Source organism: Ciceribacter thiooxidans (assembly GCF_014126615.1).
Lineage (GTDB): Bacteria > Pseudomonadota > Alphaproteobacteria > Rhizobiales > Rhizobiaceae > Allorhizobium > Allorhizobium thiooxidans.
This window is the reverse complement of sequence record NZ_CP059896.1, coordinates 3,067,003-3,084,266: the sequence shown is the minus strand read 5'-3', so window position 1 is coordinate 3,084,266 and position 17,264 is coordinate 3,067,003. Positions and strand designations below refer to the sequence as shown.

The 17,264-nt window shown below is 62.1% G+C and carries 13 protein-coding genes and 1 pseudogene; 3 read left to right on the top strand and 11 right to left on the bottom strand.

Annotation, left to right across the window (positions count from 1 at the left end; all coding sequences use genetic code 11):
- The first annotated feature begins 446 nt into the window (after positions 1 to 446).
- Positions 447 to 1,763, top strand: a complete 1,317-nt coding sequence (locus H4I97_RS15180) for a UDP-glucose dehydrogenase family protein (protein WP_182305474.1) — start codon at positions 447 to 449, stop codon at positions 1,761 to 1,763.
- A 67-nt stretch (positions 1,764 to 1,830) separates the two neighbouring features.
- Here the strand turns inward: H4I97_RS15180 and H4I97_RS15175 are convergent, their stop codons facing one another.
- From H4I97_RS15175 to H4I97_RS15135, 9 genes and pseudogenes are all read right to left on the bottom strand, one after another.
- Complete coding sequence (locus H4I97_RS15175; protein ID WP_182305473.1) at positions 1,831 to 4,146, bottom strand: polysaccharide biosynthesis tyrosine autokinase; 2,316 nt, start codon at positions 4,144 to 4,146, stop codon at positions 1,831 to 1,833.
- A 90-nt stretch (positions 4,147 to 4,236) separates the two neighbouring features.
- Positions 4,237 to 5,142: a UTP--glucose-1-phosphate uridylyltransferase gene (locus H4I97_RS15170; RefSeq protein WP_182305472.1), complete on the bottom strand. Its 906-nt coding sequence runs from the start codon at positions 5,140 to 5,142 to the stop codon at positions 4,237 to 4,239.
- Between the two features lie 4 nt (positions 5,143 to 5,146).
- Positions 5,147 to 6,142 carry a glycosyltransferase family 2 protein gene (locus H4I97_RS15165; protein ID WP_182305471.1) on the bottom strand — a complete coding sequence of 332 codons (996 nt, stop codon included), beginning with the start codon at positions 6,140 to 6,142 and terminating at the stop codon, positions 5,147 to 5,149.
- Positions 6,139 to 7,088, bottom strand: a pseudogene (locus H4I97_RS15160) (glycosyltransferase family 2 protein). Before H4I97_RS15160 ends, H4I97_RS15165 begins: the two are co-directional and overlap by 4 nt.
- Positions 7,085 to 8,107 carry a glycosyltransferase family 2 protein gene (locus H4I97_RS15155; RefSeq protein ID WP_182305470.1) on the bottom strand — a complete coding sequence of 341 codons (1,023 nt, stop codon included), beginning with the start codon at positions 8,105 to 8,107 and terminating at the stop codon, positions 7,085 to 7,087. The pseudogene H4I97_RS15160 and the gene H4I97_RS15155 overlap by 4 nt, the downstream one beginning before the upstream one ends.
- Positions 8,104 to 9,315, bottom strand: coding sequence for a glycosyltransferase family protein (locus H4I97_RS15150; RefSeq protein ID WP_182305469.1), 1,212 nt, complete (start codon positions 9,313 to 9,315; stop codon positions 8,104 to 8,106). The genes H4I97_RS15155 and H4I97_RS15150 overlap by 4 nt, the downstream gene beginning before the upstream one ends.
- Positions 9,316 to 9,343: 28 nt before the next feature.
- Entirely contained in the window at positions 9,344 to 10,132 is a 789-nt protein-coding gene (gene exoK / locus H4I97_RS15145) for an endo-1,3-1,4-beta-glycanase ExoK (RefSeq protein ID WP_182305468.1), read from the bottom strand.
- Between the two features lie 16 nt (positions 10,133 to 10,148).
- Entirely contained in the window at positions 10,149 to 11,228 is a 1,080-nt protein-coding gene (locus H4I97_RS15140; RefSeq protein ID WP_378143440.1) for an acyltransferase family protein, read from the bottom strand.
- A 422-nt stretch (positions 11,229 to 11,650) separates the two neighbouring features.
- Entirely contained in the window at positions 11,651 to 13,138 is a 1,488-nt protein-coding gene (locus H4I97_RS15135) for a lipopolysaccharide biosynthesis protein (RefSeq protein ID WP_182305467.1), read from the bottom strand.
- Between the two features lie 124 nt (positions 13,139 to 13,262).
- Between H4I97_RS15135 and H4I97_RS15130 the strand changes: the two genes are divergently transcribed.
- Both H4I97_RS15130 and H4I97_RS15125 read left to right on the top strand, forming a co-directional pair.
- On the top strand, positions 13,263 to 14,237 hold the full coding sequence (locus H4I97_RS15130) for a glycosyltransferase family 2 protein (RefSeq protein WP_182305466.1): 975 nt from the start codon (positions 13,263 to 13,265) through the stop codon (positions 14,235 to 14,237).
- Positions 14,238 to 14,306: 69 nt separating this feature from the next.
- Complete coding sequence (locus H4I97_RS15125; RefSeq protein WP_182305465.1) at positions 14,307 to 15,254, top strand: polysaccharide pyruvyl transferase family protein; 948 nt, start codon at positions 14,307 to 14,309, stop codon at positions 15,252 to 15,254.
- Here the strand turns inward: H4I97_RS15125 and H4I97_RS15120 are convergent.
- Both H4I97_RS15120 and H4I97_RS15115 read right to left on the bottom strand, forming a co-directional pair.
- Positions 15,245 to 16,264, bottom strand: coding sequence for a glycosyltransferase family 2 protein (locus tag H4I97_RS15120; protein ID WP_182305464.1), 1,020 nt, complete (start codon positions 16,262 to 16,264; stop codon positions 15,245 to 15,247). The genes H4I97_RS15125 and H4I97_RS15120 overlap by 10 nt on opposite strands.
- 127 nt (positions 16,265 to 16,391) lie before the next feature.
- Positions 16,392 to 16,664 carry an exopolysaccharide production repressor protein gene (locus H4I97_RS15115; protein WP_182305463.1) on the bottom strand — a complete coding sequence of 91 codons (273 nt, stop codon included), beginning with the start codon at positions 16,662 to 16,664 and terminating at the stop codon, positions 16,392 to 16,394.
- Positions 16,665 to 17,264: the final 600 nt, after the last annotated feature.

Below are 17,264 nucleotides of genomic sequence, written 5' to 3'. Positions count from 1 at the left end.
GTGTATTTCCTCCTCGTTGCCCAACCGCGAGCTTATGCTTTTGCTCTCGCTGTTCAAGACAGAACACGTCTATCTGACATTGACGTAAACGTCAACGAGGTGGAGCTTCGCGCCGGATGTTATTCGCGGGGACGGTCGGAGGTCTCAGTCCCGCCGGGATCTAGCGAATTGGGCTTAGGGCGTGTGTGTCGCGCGGCGGGTTTCAGCCGGCGATTTTTCCCTTCGAATCCCGATGGTTGTAAGGGCATACGGACCTGCCTGCCCGTGCTAGCTCGGAAGGCTTATACTCCCGCGCTAATGCTTGGTTTTCCCGTCCGATTGCGCTAATCCAGAAACCGTTCCGTTTCCCCGGGCGTTGTTGCGATCGGGACCCGGTTAGCAGTGCTGCGTCCTTGGGGATGTTGCGTGCTGCGGCGTCCGGATGGTTCTTGCGAGTGGAGTACATCTTGCGGATAGCGATCATTGGTACCGGCTATGTCGGTCTGGTTTCTGGAGTATGCCTGTCGGAGTTCGGGCACGACGTGGTCTGCATCGACAAGGCGGCGTCGAAGATCGCTCGGTTGAACAACGGCGACGTTCCGATCTACGAACCTGGGCTGGAGGAGATGATTGCCCGCAACGTCTTAGCCGGACGACTGCACTTCACGATGGACCTCGCCGGCCCGGTCGCCGATGCAGATGTGGTTTTCATCGCCGTCGGCACGCCATCGCGCAAGAGCGACGGCCATGCGGACCTGAGTTATGTCTATTCCGCGACGCGCGAAGTGGCCGAGGCGCTGCGCGGATTCACGGTCCTCGTCACCAAGTCCACGGTTCCGGTCGGTACCGGCGACCAGCTTGAGCGGATCATCGGTGAAGCCAATCCTGATGCCGATGTCGCCGTCGTTTCCAATCCGGAATTCCTGCGGGAAGGAGCGGCCATCGCCGATTTCATGGCGCCGGACCGAGTCGTCGTCGGATCGAATGATGATCGCGCGAAGGCGGTCATGGCAGAGGTCTACGCTCCGCTCGATTCCGAAAAGCATCCCGTGGTCTTCACTTCGCGCCGTACGGCCGAACTCACTAAATACGCCGCGAATGCGTTCCTTGCGCTGAAGCTCGCCTACATTAACGAAATTGCCGATCTCTGCGAGGAGGTTGGGGCGAACGTGCAGGATGTATCGCTCGGAATGGGCCTCGACAGCCGCATCGGCCGGAAGTTCCTGAACGCCGGCCCCGGATACGGCGGCTCGTGTTTTCCAAAGGATACGCTGGCGCTCGTGAAGACTGCACAGGATCATAGCAGGCCGATCCGCCTTATCGAGACGATCGTCGGCATCAACGAAACCCGCAAGCGCGCCATGGCACGCAAGGTCGAACGGGCGATCGGCGGTGACGTTCGGGGCAAGACGATCGGCATTCTCGGGCTGACTTTCAAGCCCGATACCGACGACGTGCGCGAATCCCCGGCGCTTTCGATCGTCCAGGCTTTGCTCGACAAGGGCGCCCTGTTGCAGGCCTATGATCCGGAGGGCATGGAGGCGGCGCGCGAGCTGATGCCCGAGATCGATTACCGGGACGATGCCGAAGCCGTGGCGCGGGGTGCCGACGCCTTGGTGATCATCACGGAATGGGACGAGTTCCGTTCGCTCGACTTCCCGAGGTTAAAGGGCCTGATGAACGAACCGGTTCTCGTCGACCTGCGCAACATCTATTCGCCGGCACATGTCGCCGAACACGGTTTCCTCTACGAAAGCGTCGGGCGTTCGGATCGCTACCGCTGAGCCCCGGACGCCATACAGCCTCCGCCGAGTATGTGCTTCAGTACGGCGGAGGCTGTGGCCTCTGTGATCAGTAATACTTGTCGTAGTTCCGGCGGAATTTTTCCTGGCCGCCGAAATCGCTATATTTGGCGAGTTGCGTCATGTCAGTCTTGTTAAGCAGCACGCCGAGAACCTTTGCAGCTATGTGCGGCTCGGCAGTCAGCAGATCGGTAACAAGACGGATCGGCGTCTTGCCCCACTCGACGACATAGATGAAGCCGTCGGCATGGGCGGAGAAGGCTTTCGCATCGACCACCGGCCCGATCGGAGCCAGGTCGACGATGACGTAGTCGAAGATTTGGCGCGCGTTTTCCAGGATGCTCGCCATCCCCGGAGACGCGAGCAGTTCGTTCGTGTGGGGATGGATGTCGCCGTTCGGGCGCGGGGCGACCGGAAGAACGGCGAGCTTCGACTGCTGGTCGACCCTGACTGCATTGGTCCATGTGATGTCGCCGAGAACGGCTTCCACCAGGCCCGCTTTCGGAACCGGCTTCAGCATCCGGCTGAGCTTGGGATTGCGCAGATCCGCGTCGATGAGAAGTGTCTTCTTGCCCGACGCCGCGAGCAATGCGGCAAAGTTGGCGGCAACCGTCGTCTTGCCTTCTCCGGGCATGGCCGAGACGATCCCGATGACCCGGCTCGGACGGCCCTGCAGCACGATGTCCGTCGCGAGCTTGGCGTTCCTCAACGTCTCCGCGAAAGCCGACCGCGGCGTGTCCAGCACGATGCGTGTCATGCGTTCGAGCGACATCTGGGCCGGTGGCGGCGCGGGATGACCCCTTCGGCGGCCGAGCGCCGCACGCAAGCGATGCAGGGGCTTTTCCGGCGTGGCGCCAACCAGCGGCAGATAACCCAGAGAGGTTTGTCCAAGTGCCGACCGGACGTCACTTTCCAGCCGGAAGTATCGTTCTTGCATTTCCTGGACGAAGGCGAGCGCGCCGCCTGCCATAAGGCCGAGGACGGCCGAAAGCGCCAGAACCAATGTCTTCTTCGGACTCGAGGGCGAGACCGGAACGCCCGGTTCGGAAATCACGCGTGCCTCTGCGATGGGGAAGGATTGCTGCTGCGAAGCCTGTTCGTAGCGGTCGAGATAGGACTGGTAGAGCGACTTGAGCGCGGTGGCGCGCTGCTCCAGTTCCCTGAGCCGCACCATCGACTGGTTAGCTTCGGAATTCTTGCCCGTCACACCCTCTATGCTCTTGCGAAGGGACTGTTCACGCGACTGCGTGACCTCGAACTCATTGCGATAGCGTTCGGTCAGTCGCTGCATCTCCTGAAAGATCTGCTGGGCGACGTCGTCTTTCTCCGCCTTGAGGGCCACGGCCTGCGGATGGTCCGCGCCGAAACTCGCGGTGATATCCTTCTCCCGCCGCTCTATCGACAGATAGCGTGTGCGAAGGTCCTGGATCACGGCATTGTCCGAGCCGTCCGAAGCGGCCGTCGCGTTCTTGACTGCGTTGTCGCGCCCTTGATCGATGATCGCCTTGAATTGGTTGTAACGTGCGGATGCGCGCGCCGCGTCGGCCTGGGCGATGATGAGCTGGCTATTGAGGTCGGAAAGTTGCTGTTCCGACATCAGCTCTCCACGTGCCGACGTGAGTCCGTTCTCCGCCTTGTAGCGCTCGGCCTCGAGAGAGGCTGCCTGTGCGCGCTCCCTCAGGCTGTCGAGACGCTCCTGAAGCCAGACTGATGCGCGCTCGGCCGCTTCGAAATTGGCGTTGAGCTGGTCGGCGAGATAGGCGTTACTGTACCCCTTGGCGACACGGGCGGCGAGTTGCGGGTCCGGCGATCGGTAGGAGAGTGCAACAACGGAACTGCGACCGACGCGTTCGACGGTGACCCCCTGTTGAAGAAGGGCGGCCGCCTTCTGCCGGGCGTCGCCGATCGCGGGATCGTCGGCCGTCGCTGCGCTGAAGAGGCCGACGGAGCCGCGCAGCCACGTTTTGACGACCGACGGCAGCGATTTCGGTGGATTGAGAACGGTCTCGTTGTTGGCGAGGCCGAGCTCATCGACCACTCTCAGGGCGAGCTTGTTCGACTTCAGGATTTCCACCGCGCTCGAGATTTGTGTGTCCGCCTGCTGCTTGCCCTGCACCGGCGTCTGCTCTTCTTGCGCAAATCTTGAGAGATTCTCGTCGAGGAGAATCTGCGTCATCGACGTGTAGACAGGTGTCGTGAAGACGAGATAGGCGACGCCGAGAACGGCGAAGATCGCGGCAGTCAGCGTGATGATGCCCGCCCGGCGAAGGATCGCCGCCAGCAGCCGGTCGAGGTCAATGAAGGAGTCGGAATCGTCCTTCTCGCGGGGCAAAACGCCGTTCAGGGGAATGGTTCGCTGGTGCATGGCTGCGCCTTCATCTGGTGTCGAATGGGCGGCCCGGATTTTCTCCGGACCGCTCTCGTCTTTCGCCGGCGGGGCGCCGGTGGGCTGTCACTATGCTGCCCGGATACGGCCTTCGTGAGACAGGACCATGTCGCGGACCGAGTCGAACACCAGCCCGCTGATGTCATCGCGTGCGAGCGCAAAGGCCACATTGGCCTCGATGAAGCCGTGCTTGCAGCCGCAGTCGAAGGTGCGTCCCTCGTAGGGGTGGGCGTAGAACGGCTGGCTTTCCGACAAGGTCACCATCGCGTCGGTCAGCTGGATCTCGTTGCCGGCACCTCGCCTTTGATGGGCGAGAATGTCGAAGACGTCCGGCTGAAGGATGTATCGGCCGTTCAGATAATAGTTCGAAGGGGCAGCACTCGGCTGAGGCTTCTCGACCATCTCGGTCACGGTAAAGCCGTGAGGCACGCCCGTTCCCTTGCCGACGATTCCGTATTTCGACGTATCTTCCGGCGCGCACTGCTCGACGCCGACGACATTGCCACCCGCCGCGTGGTAGAGATCCATCAGGCCCGCCAGGCAGCCGCGGACGCCGTAGGAGATCATATCGGGCAACAGCAGCGCGAAGGGTTCGTCGCCGACGAGTTCGCGCGCACACCAGACCGCATGGCCGAGACCGAGCGGCGCCTGCTGGCGCGTGAAGCTTACCGAACCTGCGGCCGGCAACATGTCGGCGAGTTCGGAGACCTGCGCCGTCTTGCCCGACCGGGTGAGCGAAGAGATCAGCTCCGGCGCATCATCGAAATGGTCCTCGATCGCCTGCTTGTTGCGGCCGGTGACGAAGATGATCTGCTCGATGCCGGCCTCGCGCGCCTCGTCGACGGCATACTGGACGACAGGACGGTCGACGATAGTCAGCATTTCCTTCGGCATAGCCTTGGTGGCGGGTAGAAAGCGGGTTCCGTTGCCGGCAACGGGAATCACGGCTTTCCTGACGGTCTTCACTGGGTCCATTGCACTATCCTTTGCTAGTGTGTGGGCCTGTTGCCCGGGTTGGATCTTTTCGCATCGTCGAAGCCTGCGGGCCGATCAGTCGCCGCAGCCGCGCGGCAATCGGCATTCTCAGGTGCCTGAGCGCCAGCGGGTCGCGAAGCGCGGTGACCAGGGCCGGTGCGACGGCTCTTTGTTTGAAGTGGTCGACCAAGACGAGGAAAGAGCGGGCCTGCTCCAGACTGCGTCTGCGCCGGCGCTGCGCCCTGAGGGCGGCCGTGTCGAGTGGAAAGGACTGAACGAAGGCTGCGTCGGCTGCCAGCATGGCTTCGACGTGATGGCGCTTGAGAACGCTCGATATCGAACCGTCCGTGAGATGATAGGCATAGCCGACACGAGGGCAGACAGTGCACCGGCCGCCGGCGGCGAGGGCCGATGCGAGCAGGATGTAGTCTTCCCCGATCCTGAGGCTCTCATCGAAGCGCAGCCCGTGTCCGTCGAGAAAGCTGCGGCTGAAGACGGGTTTCATGTAGCCGTAGTTGTAGGTCGACCGGAAGAGCACATTTGACGAGATGAAGGCCTCGAGCGTCATCCACGGACGGCGGGAGAGGTCGGCCTCGGCGAACATGGTACGGCGCACGCCTTGCGGCGAGACGATGTCGAGATTGTCGACGATCACGTCGGCGCCCGTCTCCTCCGCTTGGTGGACAAGACGGGAAAGGCGGTCGCTGTAGATCGTGTCGTCGGCGTCGAGAACGGCGAGCCACCGGCCCGACGCGGCGTCGAACGCCGTATTGCGCGCGCCGCCCGGTCCCTTGTTGCGCTCGTGCGCGATCAGCCGCACACGGGGATCGTCGATCGCCAGGACGGTTTCACGGGTCGTGTCGCGCGAGCAGTCGTCGACGACGATGACCTCGACGCTGACATCATCCTGCATCAGCGCACTCACTATCGCGCGCTCGATCGTCGACTCGGCGTTAAAGGCGGCAATCACGACGGTGACGTCACACGTCGGCTCAATCATGGGATGCTCGCCTCCACCTTTCCGTATTGATGAATGATGCGGGCCCCCCCAGACCGGTGACGACGCCAGCATGCATAATGGCCCGCAGGAGATATCGGTTCCGCGGCACGGCGAAGGGCGCGAGGAGCAGTCCCGCCGTTGCGCAATAGCCGGACTTCGCGGCGGCCAGCACGATCTGGATCGGTCGTGCGGTAGCCGACGTGCCCTCCGCCAGCAGGCGGCCGTGGGTCTGGCCCATGCGATAGCGCCGGGCAGCAAGCCAGCCGAACCGCGCCCTCTGTTCCGGAACGGGTTCGGACACCAGCGCCTCGGGAGCGAAGGCGATCTTGCCGCCGGCCCTGTTCATCTGCGTGAAATACGCGGTGTCCTCCCCGCCGCTCTTGCCGAGCGCGAGATTGAAGCGGCGCCCCGCGACGACCGGTGATCCGAGCCGCAGCAGGACATTGCAGGTATAGCCGGTGCGGATTTCGCCGCCGACCCAGACGGGCCGGGTCGAGTGAAAGTCCCCACGCCGCATCCAGCTCGGAGCCTGCTCCTCGTAACGCGCCGCGACGGGGCCGAGAACCGCATCGGCACCGGTCGCCCGCGCGGTCGCGAGCAGGCTGGAAATCCAGTATTCGGACGCCGTTTCGTCGTCGTCGATGAAGGCGAGGTAGTCGCCGGTCGCCTCGTCGAGGCAAGCGTTGCGCGCGATCGAGATGTTGCCGGCGGGACAATGAACATAGGAAATGTCGTATGGCAGCCGCCGTCTTGTCCGTTCGACGAGCGGTTCTGCGCTCGGTTCCACGTCATTGTCGGCCACGATCACGCGAAGGGTAACCCCTTCCGGGATCTCGATGACTGCGAGCGACAGCAGCGTCCTTTCGAGGGTCTGCCGCCGGAAGGTACAGACGCCGATGTCGATCCGCGTTGCCGGTACTGCATCTGCCGTCTGACGTTGACTCATCGCGACATCTCCCCACCCGTCGCCCGGGTCGGCACGCGATTGCCGGTCGCGATCACCTCGCGCCAGAAACCGGCGGACCACGCGAAATGCATGACCATCGCGGAAACGGCGGCGAGCGGTCCGTGCGGGTTGCGCTCTCCGATCGCCAGCCAGGCGCCGTAGCCGAGGCAGGCTGCCGCCCAAAGCGCGAACGGGACGACCGCGGCGGCGTTGAAGACGGCGAGTGCTGCACCGATGGTCACGGGAACGACCGACAGCGGAATCATCTGGCGGATGCTCGGCCACGAGCGATGCTTCAGGAAGTTGCGAGCACGGCCACGGCCATAGCCGAAATACTGCTGGTAGAGAGAGACGGGATTGGTTCGCGGATAGTAGACCATGCTGGTCTTGTCGGTCATCCAGATACAGTATCCCGCCTGGTTCAGCCGGTAGTCGAGCTCGGCATCCTCATTGTGGTTGAACGCCTCGTCGTAGCCGCCCATCTTCCGAAAAACTGCGATTTTCATCAGCGCGTGGTGGCCGTGATCGGTCCAATGGCTGGCGGCACCGATGCGGTGACGCGAACCGCCGTTGCCGAGACGCGAGTTCTGGGCAAGCGCCGCCGCCTTCTGGAACAGCCCGAACCCAACGGTCCGCATGCCGACGACGACGGAATCCGCGCCCGTGGCGAGTGCATCGGCCACCAGCGTCTGGCAGTAGTCTTCCGGATAGCCGCCATGGGCGTCGATGCGGATCAGATAGTCGCAATCAAGGCCGTAGGTCGCGACCGCGACATTGACTCCAGCGCTCTGGATCCTCTTCGGATTGGCGAGCAGCGTGACCTTGGGATTCCCGCGTTCGATCCGTTGTACGATGTCGCGGGTTCCGTCTGTGCTGCCGCCGTCGGCAACGATGATCCGGGCGTCGAGGTCTGCGAGCGCCTTGTGCAGGTTGCCGATGACCGTTTCGATGTGTCCGGCCTCGTTTAGGCAGGGTATGACAATGAGGCACCGCACCGACTTCAGCTGTTCAGCCGTCATGATAGTCCTCCTTGATCGCGATAGGTATGGGAGTGGGCCACTGCCACGGCTGCAGCGCCTTCTGTATTCGTCGAAAGCGTTGCGAGCCGCCGGACAAGGGCCTCGCAGTCCGATTGCTTGATGGTCCATAGAGAAGGATGCTGCTTCGCGACGGCATAGCAGGCATGCCGATAGCTCTCTTCGTTCATGCCTTCGAACAACGCCTGCAGGCCGGACCCGTCGGCATCGGGAAGCACGAACCCGATTTTCCGGTCATCGAGGAAACGAGCTGTTTCCGTGCCGGCCACCGCGATCGGGACAGCGCCGTGGCGACAACCTTCGTAGAGGCGGTTCGGCAGCAGCCAGCTCGAGTTCTGGCCCTCCTCGAAGAAATCGATCGTCCAGACGAAATCCACGTCGGCATAGATCGCCTGGAGATCTTCCGGGTTGCGGTAAGAACCTCCGAAGGTCATGAACGGCTCCGCCGCGATGACGCCGTCGAAGCCTCTCAATTCCGATCGGGCAGGCCGACCACGCAGGACGATCTCGACCCGGCCGCCCATGGCGCGCGACAATGCAGAGAGCATCGCCAGCGAACGGCTGCACCGTAGCGCTCCGAACCAGCCGATTCGCCACGGATCGCCCTTCCTGCGTTTACGCGCCGGCGGCAGTGCGTCTGCTTCGTTCCCGAGCGCCAGAACCTGGTTTTGCAAGAGGAGAACAGGGAGATCGAGCCCGGAAAGCGGGCGGAAGTAGTTTTCGACGAACGCAGGGGAGCTGGTGATCAGAAGCTTTGCTTTTTGCCCGAGACGCGCTTCCGCACCGCGCAACATCCGACCGACGAAGTCGCCGCGGAGCAGGAGACGATGGATGTCGAGGCTCTCGTACACGATCGGAACGCGGCCACCGAAGGCCGTGACCGCCCGGTTGGCGACTGCGAGCATTTCGAGATTGCGTGCGATGATGACGTCCGGCCTGGCGACGCCGCGGAGCCTGCTGCTGATGTTGAGACAGGCCTTGCCGACTGCGCCCAGACGTTGTGCGAAACGGCCGTCGGCAGTGACGCCGAGTTCGATCGGACGCAGACCCTCCACCGCAGCCAGTGCGTTGTCGCCGCGGCGGAAGCCGGCAAGCGTTATCCGCGCGCCTCCGGCCGACAGCATCAGCACCCGGCGACGAACGGCGGGATCGGCGAGATCGTGGACGAGGTAAAGCACGTGAAGCGTCATTGCATCCGTTCTCCAGGACAGGGGCGGTTCACTTCAGCTTGCAGACGAGAGAGCCCTCGAACTGGCACTTGTCGCCTGCGGCCGTGAACGCGACCTGTTCGATCTGCATCCGCGTCGGGCTGGAGAAGGCGAAGTTGCCCATCCAGTCCTTGAGCGTGTCCGTGCCCCAAAGGCTGATGAAAATCTTTTGCGCGTTGACCGGCAGCTTTGTCGGATCGGTGACCTCGTGGGCCATTTCGCCGTTGACGAAGAAGCGCAACCGGTCCTTCTCCCAGACGAAGGCATAGTCGTTGAAGCCTGTGTCGGCGCCGCCGGGCACGTCGACGAGAGCTTCGTTGCCGCCCTTGCGCGAGACGTACTGGTTGACCTGGACCTTCGACGTGTCCCTGCCGAGCACTTCGAAGTCGATTTCGTCGTGCGGCTTCTTGTCGGCCGGACCGATATAGCTGAAGAAGGCGGAGTTCAGGCCGGAGCCGGTCGCGGCCTTCATCCGGATTTCGTACGTGCCGTAGCCGTACCGCTTGCGAGTCTGGATCTCGCCGCACACATAGTCGCGGTCACCTGTCTTCTGCTGGTCGAAGGTCAGTGTCAGGAGGCCGCCCGCCACGGACACCTGCGATTTCGACCAGGTGCAGTTCTGATGCGGACCGTTGTTCCAGCCGTCCGACACAAACCAGAACGAGGTGTCGAGCTTGTCAAAGGTTTCAACGAAAGACGTCCCGGTTACACCTTCCTGAGCAGCGGCGGCGGTCGGCGCCACCGCCAGCAGGCTGATGATTGCAAGGCGGTGGCATTCTGTCTTGAGGAGAGATGTCATCGTCTGTCACCTTTGCTTACGACGAGTATTCGGAGCGGGAGGCGACGGCCTCGGTCTGCGGATAGCGTCGCCCGCGGCTGTTCCCTGTCCGATTGCCGGTGAGGACGGCGTGAAGTCCGGGAGTCGTACGTTTCGCGAGACCATGCGTTGTTATCAGGAACACCAGGGTCAGCACCGGCGCCGTGAGATAGAAGAGCGGATAGGAAGCCGAGCCCGTTCGGTTCCAGGCCATCCACAGCAGGATCAGGAGCGGATAGTGGCCGCAGAAGATCCAGAAGCTGAGACCGCCGCCGGAGGCGAGCCGGTTGCCGAAACGGGTACCGACGAGAAGGCTCGACAGCGACCAGGCCCCGAGAATGCCGGCAATTGCCGTGAGGCTGCGCAGCATTTCCAGCCACACCGGATATTCAGGCCCGGTTGCGTAGAGTCCTGCCGCCAACAGCAGCGACGCCAAGCCGACGACAATCGTAATGGGCATGGCATGTTCGTCGAGACGCTTGACGTCGACCTGGTGAAGAGAGGCGTAGATGCCGAGGCTGAAACCGAACAGGATCGATTTCTTCAGGAATATCAGGTTCGGGAGCGGCAGCACGGCATAGGCCAGGAACAAGGCCAGGGTGACATGCGGAAAGCGCATGACGAGCTGTCCGAGAAGTGGAGAGAGCGCAATGCACAGCAGAAGGTCACGCAGGAAATAGAGCGGCAGGTTGATCGGCCAGTCCTGCACGGCAAAGGCGAGGCTTGCCAGGTCGTGCGAGGGAGCTCCCGCGACGTCCGGGAGGTAGCCGACGGCAACGCCGTTCCTCTGTGCCGCGTAGACGAGGACCAGGAAGGCACTGTTCCAGATCATGAAAGGAAGCAGGACCGTCACCGCCTTGCTGCCGAGGACCCTGCGGTAGTCGAACTGGGTAAGTCCGCGGCGGAAAAGCAGGTAGCCGGAGATCGCGCTGAGGCACGGAACACCGATGCGGAAGAGGCTGTCTCCGAGATAGACTCGCAGCCAGTCCACGGTGCCATAGTTCCCGAGATAGGGACTTCTTTGCGGATCGTAGGGTATGTGGACAAAGACGATCCCTGCAATCAGCAGAAGACGCATCATATTGATCCGCGATGAGACGTTCGCGTCGACGTTCACGATGGCAGTCACCCCTATTGGGCCGCTCCCCCTAAAGCAGCCGTTTCAACCAGAGCAGACTTGAGCCCGCATCCCTAAGCTAGGGCCGTGAAGAGGTAGAAAATATGGCAGTGCAGCGAGAAAACGCTGCCGGACATGCTGCGGCGCACAAAAGTACGGGTACGAACGTCTCGCAGGTAATAGTTTCCGATGCTTGCATTTTGTCAAAATACGCAGGATTGCAGGCAATTACGATGATCAACGATATGGTTGTGTGTCGTGCGAGAATACCGCTAACGGCGGTCGGATTTTTTCCCGTCGGAAGGCTGGCAGGCTATTGCTGACTCAGCGGAGGAGGCCAACCTGCACAGATCTTGCCCCAATTGAGGCACGCATCGCCGATCCTATTCCGCGATTGCCGCCACTGCCGTTGCAGGGGGAGTGGATTTGCGGGTAAGCGCCATGAGCGTCCGCAGCAGCGGCCGTTCGGTGAGCAGGATGAGAACGGCGTAAATCATGCCACCTGCAAGGATACCGGCCACCATCTGCAGCGCGGGATTGGGGATGAGGTATCCATAGCTGTCGAGAAGCGCCCGCACTGCGACCGCCATGACGATCGAGGTGAACATGGGTCGGCTCGCCTGGAGGAAGCCGCGCCGGAACGGCTTGTCGTCGGCCCTGAAGACGATCCACGAGTAGCCGGCAAGGACGATTGCGTTGACGATGCAGAGCGCGATCATGGCTTCAACCAGCGATCCCCGCAGAGCACCGGCCGCGACGGCAGCGGTGGTGACGGCCGCACGCAGGAGAGCCCACCAGAAGAGCACGCCGCCACGGCCGATGCCCTTCAGATAGGGAATGAAGGTGCTGCAGGGCGTAAGAATGCCCTTGGATATGGCAAGCAGGCCGAGCACGGGCCAGGCATAGGCCCACTGCTCACCGAACAGCACGCGCATGGCAGGCTCTGCGACCGCCCAGAGACCGAACATCATCGGAGCGAGCAGCACGGTCGTCACCTGTGTGCTCAGCATCAGCGCCTGTGATCGCCGTTCGCGATCATGCATCATCGAGCTGAATGCCGGGAACAAAACGCCCATGACCGCGGACAACACCACCTGATTCGGAATGCTCGAGAAACGGTTGGCAGCGGAATATGCACCCGCATCCGCCAAGCCGAGGTGTCGGGAGATCACCACCATCGGCGACTGGAACGTAACGAAATTGGCGACCTCGGAGCCCATCATCCCGAGACTGAAACGGGTGAGTGCCAACACGCGGCGAATGCTGAAGGCGAATCCCGGGCGGTAGCGCGAGACGGCGTAGAGACCCCAGATACGGATGAGGGCGGAGGAGAAGAGTTGTGCGACGAGCGCCCACACGCCGACGCCTGCGAGCGCAAGTACCAGCGCGATGGCCGCACCGAGCGACTCCGAGATCATGCTCCACAGTGCATCCTTGGAGAACTGCATGCGCCGGGCAAGCAGGGCATAGGCGACGTCGCCGCCGAGTTGCAGCGGAATCAGCAGACACATCGTGCGCAGGAGGTAGGCGGCCTCCGTGGCTCCCAGCATGCCGGCAATGGGTTCCGCGTAAATGTAGATGACGAATGCCAGCAGCGCCGAAATCGCGAGATTCGTCCAGAAGACGGAGTGTACCGTCACCGCATCCTCGTCTTCCTGGAGTATCAGCGCGGAGGCGAAGCCGGCCCCGCCGATCATCGCGAGGAACTGAACAGCGGCGAGCGCCACGGCGACGGCGCCGAACTCGTCCGGCGTCAGGATGCGGGCCAAAATCGGCACGGTGACAAACTTAAGCCCGAATGTCCCTGTCTTGGATAGGACGCTCCAGCCGACGTTACGGGTCACCGATTTGGCGTTCACTGCTGGGGGCATGACGACATCCTTTGTAGGCGAACCAGGGAACGACGACGACAAAGACGTAAGCGCCGGGCGAGAGCCGCAACCTGTCTGGAGGAGGCCAGGCAACCTCTTTTAGGTAAACTGCAGGGGCAAAAAGATGGCGAAGTTTTCAGTTATCATTCCGTACTACCAGAAGGAGCCGGGCATTCTCAGGCGTGCGCTCGGTTCTGTTCTTGCCCAGACCTACCGCGATTTCCATGTCATCGTTGTCGATGACCAGTCGCCCTATCCGGTCGATGACGAGCTTGCTCCGCTTCCCGCCGAAGCGCGCGACCGGATCATGGTCATTCGTCAACCGAATGCCGGACCGGGTGGGGCGCGTAACACCGGCCTCGAACATGTGCCGGGAGACACCGACTTTGTCGCCTTTCTTGATTCCGACGATTTGTGGACGCCCGATCACCTGCAAAACGCCTTTGTAGCGATGACGCAGTTCGGTGCGGACTGCTATTTCGCCTCGATTACCGGCAGCGACGCCTTCTATTATCACTTCGGCATGGCAGAGCTCGAGCGGAGCGAACGGGCGGTGCGCCTTTCGGACGATCCTCTGATGATCGAGCTTCCGGAACTGTCGCGTGTCATGCTGAAGAACTGGAGCTTCCTGCACTTGTCCTGCATGGTTCTGGGGCGGCCGCTCTTCGAGACGTCGCGCTTCGAGGCCGAGCTACGTCTCGCCGCGGAAGACGTCCTCTTCTTCTGCGATTGCGTGCTTGCCGCCCGCCGGACGGTCCTCTGCGATGCCGCCGGTGCGGTCCGTGGTGAGGGCGTCAACATCTTCCATAGCATTGATAACGACTCGCCGCAGTTCCTCAAGCAACAGTTCAACACCTGGGTGGCGCTCGACACGCTCGAAGGCCGCTTCCAGGGACGCCCGGACGAAGTCGCCTCCATCCGCGGCTATAAGCAGACGGCGCGAAGGCAGGCCCTCTGGAGTCAGGCCCGCCTCGTCAAGCGACGCAAAGTCCCGCAGGTCAGCCTGCTCGCACGGTGGTTCTGGCGCGATCCCGCCATCCTGCAGAGCGTCATGCATCTGGCGGTCGGGAAACTCGTGCGCCAGTCATCCGCCAACTGATTTCAATACGTTTTCTGCCGTCCGGCGGGACCGCTTTCTCGCGGCCCGTGTGGCAACCAGGAGGACCAGATGCAGCCCTTTTACTGGCAATCACAGCACGGCAATTTCGGTGACGACCTCAATCTGTGGCTTTGGGATAACCTGCTGCCGGGCTTTCGGGATGTTCACCCTGATGTCCTGCTCGTCGGCGTCGGTACCGTTCTCGATCGTGCGCTTCTTCCATCAGGCATGCGCAAGCTCGTGATCGGCAGCGGCTTCGGCTACGGAACCTTGCCGGACATGTCCGACAAGGACGAGTGGGACATCCGCTGTGTGCGGGGACCGCTCACCGCCGAAGCTGCGGGTCTGCCTCCCGAAAAAGGCATCGTCGATCCCGCGGTCATGGTCGCCGACATGCCGGAGTTTAGCGACACCGAAAAGAAATATCGTAAGAGCTTCGTGCCCCATTGGGAGTCGGCCGTCGCCGGCCTGTGGCCGGCGATCTGCGAGACGGTGGGGCTCAACTACATCGATCCGCGGGGGGAGGCGAAGGACGTGATCCGCACGATTGCGGAATCCGAGATGGTGGTCGCAGAATCCATGCACGGGGCGATCCTTGCCGATGCATTTCGGATTCCCTGGGTGGCGGTCACGACGTCCCGCAGCATCAACAGTTTCAAGTGGCGGGACTGGGCTTCCACGCTCGGCGTTTCCTACCACCCGCGCCAGGTGCCCGTCTCCAGTCGCGCCGAGGCGATCGCCAAGGGCGCCAGGTTCTGGGGGGTCGATTTCAGGGAGAATGTTCCGGCCGGAAGTGAAGTCCGCCGCTCCGATCTCGGTGATGTCGCCGTTCTCGATCGCGAACCCCGCCAGACCTCGCTGCGCATGGCGGCCAAGCATGCGCTCGCCGCTCCCTCCACTCTTGCCCTCTGGCAGGCGAGCCGGGCGACGCCACAAATGAGCAGCGACGCACTCCTGAGCGAACGCAAGGAACGGTTCGCGGCCGAACTCGAGCGGGTGCGCCGGGACTATCTCTGAGCGGAAACGGGAACGGCGGAGAGCAGGTAGCGCAGGCCCGGCGAGTCGAGATGTGCCGTCGCGCCAGTGCGGACCGGCCGCCGGAAGCGTTCCGTCTTGTCCGCGAGAATGCCGCTTCCAATGGCGGCAAGGGCTGCCGGGCGGGCAAGCGCGTAGCGGATTGCAGCGAGCGGGCCGCTACCGTTCTTGAGGTCGAGGAAATGGCGAAGCTCATATTTTGCCCGGATGTGCCGCTCATGCCGACGAAGCACCGCAACGGTTGCCTCGGAGAGGGAGCTGTCGGCAAGGATGGCGCGGTCGGCTTCGTAGAGACGGCGGAGATCCTCGGTGCGGTGGCGTCCGCTCAGCGAGTCGCTCCGCACCACGGCACAGTAACCGCAAGCGTGAATCAGACGATAGCGAGCTCCCTTTGCGAGCGCGCGGACATAGAGCTCGTAATCCTCGCCCAGGCGCAAGTCCTCGCGGTACCTCAGCTCGTTGGACTCGAGGAAGGCGCGGCGCATCACCGGTTTCAGAAAGCCGATTTCCCCGCGGCGTACCCCACGTCGCGAAATATTGCCTTCGACGAAACTCTCTAGATCGATGAGGCGCGGTTGCGGATGAAATTCCGGTATCGCCGGAGGTGCGCCCGTGACGCGCGACTCCTCGATGAACGCGATGTTGTCGGCAACGAAATCCCATTCATTGTCGGCGAGGAGCCTGCCGAATCTCCCCGGAACGAAAAAGTCGTCAGCGTCGAGAATGGCGATGAACGGGGAGGACGAGCAGGCGATCGCCGCATTGCGTGCGGCGGCGGGGCCGCGGTTCTTCTCGAAGCGCAGGATGCGAAGCCGGCCGCTGTCGTCGTCCACAGCCTTGGCGGCCGCCGATGTGGTGTCGGTGGAGCCGTCGTCGATGACGACGACCTCGGCGGTCTCGGGTTCCGCCAGGGCGGATGCGACCGCTCTTCCTATCGTTGCCGATGCATTCCTGGCCGCGATGACGACGCAGATGGCCTGTATCTGAGGCATGCGACACTCCTGTACCGGTTAACGGGCGAGGTGAGCGCTCGAAAGGCTCGGCCGGAGAGTGGCGAACGATCATGACGCAAACAGGGCATGCGGTGATTGCGAGATGACCGCCGATCTAAGTAGAAGCTCAGAGCTTGGAAGGGTCGGGATTGTTGAGGCGCGACACGCGCGCACTCTTCGCCTTGTCGTCCGTGGCGGGCGTCTCTAAGTCGGATTTGCGCTGCCGTGCTGCCTTCGCGACCATAAAAAGGACCGCCAGAAAATATCCAACCTGCAGCAGTACCGCGCTCACTGCCGTCTGTACGAGGGTGGTGGTGACGGAGCCGGTCAGGCCGTAGGTGACCAGACCAAAGACGATCAGGACAGCGACCATGCTCATCATGACACGAGGTCCATACATCTTGGTCACCTCATATCCGAGTCGAGTGACGTAGTATTCATCGCCGGACTGCCTTCTCCTCTCAAGGCTCAAACAAATATATTGATCATTGCTCGTCGTTTCAACGTGCATGTCCTTGGAAATCCGGGAATTCTTCCCTCTTCGGCAGCATAGGGTAACGTCCTTTCGGTTGTGTTACGAAGTAGAGGCAGGAATGCACGTTCTCCGGTGCGCCCCAGATTCGCCACAGAGTGGCGTCGCATTCTCTCGAATGAACGCGTGAAGCCCGCTTCGGTTGCAGGAAATCGTATGGGTGACGCTGGGAGTTGCGCTACTAGGACGTGAAAACAGCGACGCTGCAATCACGTTTTGTTACAAATTTAGAAAATGCGAATTGAAAAATGTGCGGCGCAACATAATGATGCGCCGCAAAAATATTCTTCTTGGGGGACCGTTTTCCTGTGTCCCGGATGCGGGCGGGAGAATGCTGGGTGCCGGAACCTGTATACCGTAGGCCGTAGATTTCGGAATTTCTGAGTTAATATAATGTTACAAAGTATTAATGTTTGGATCATCTCGTGACCGGCCGTGCCGACACGATCCCTCTAGTTGAGGCCACCA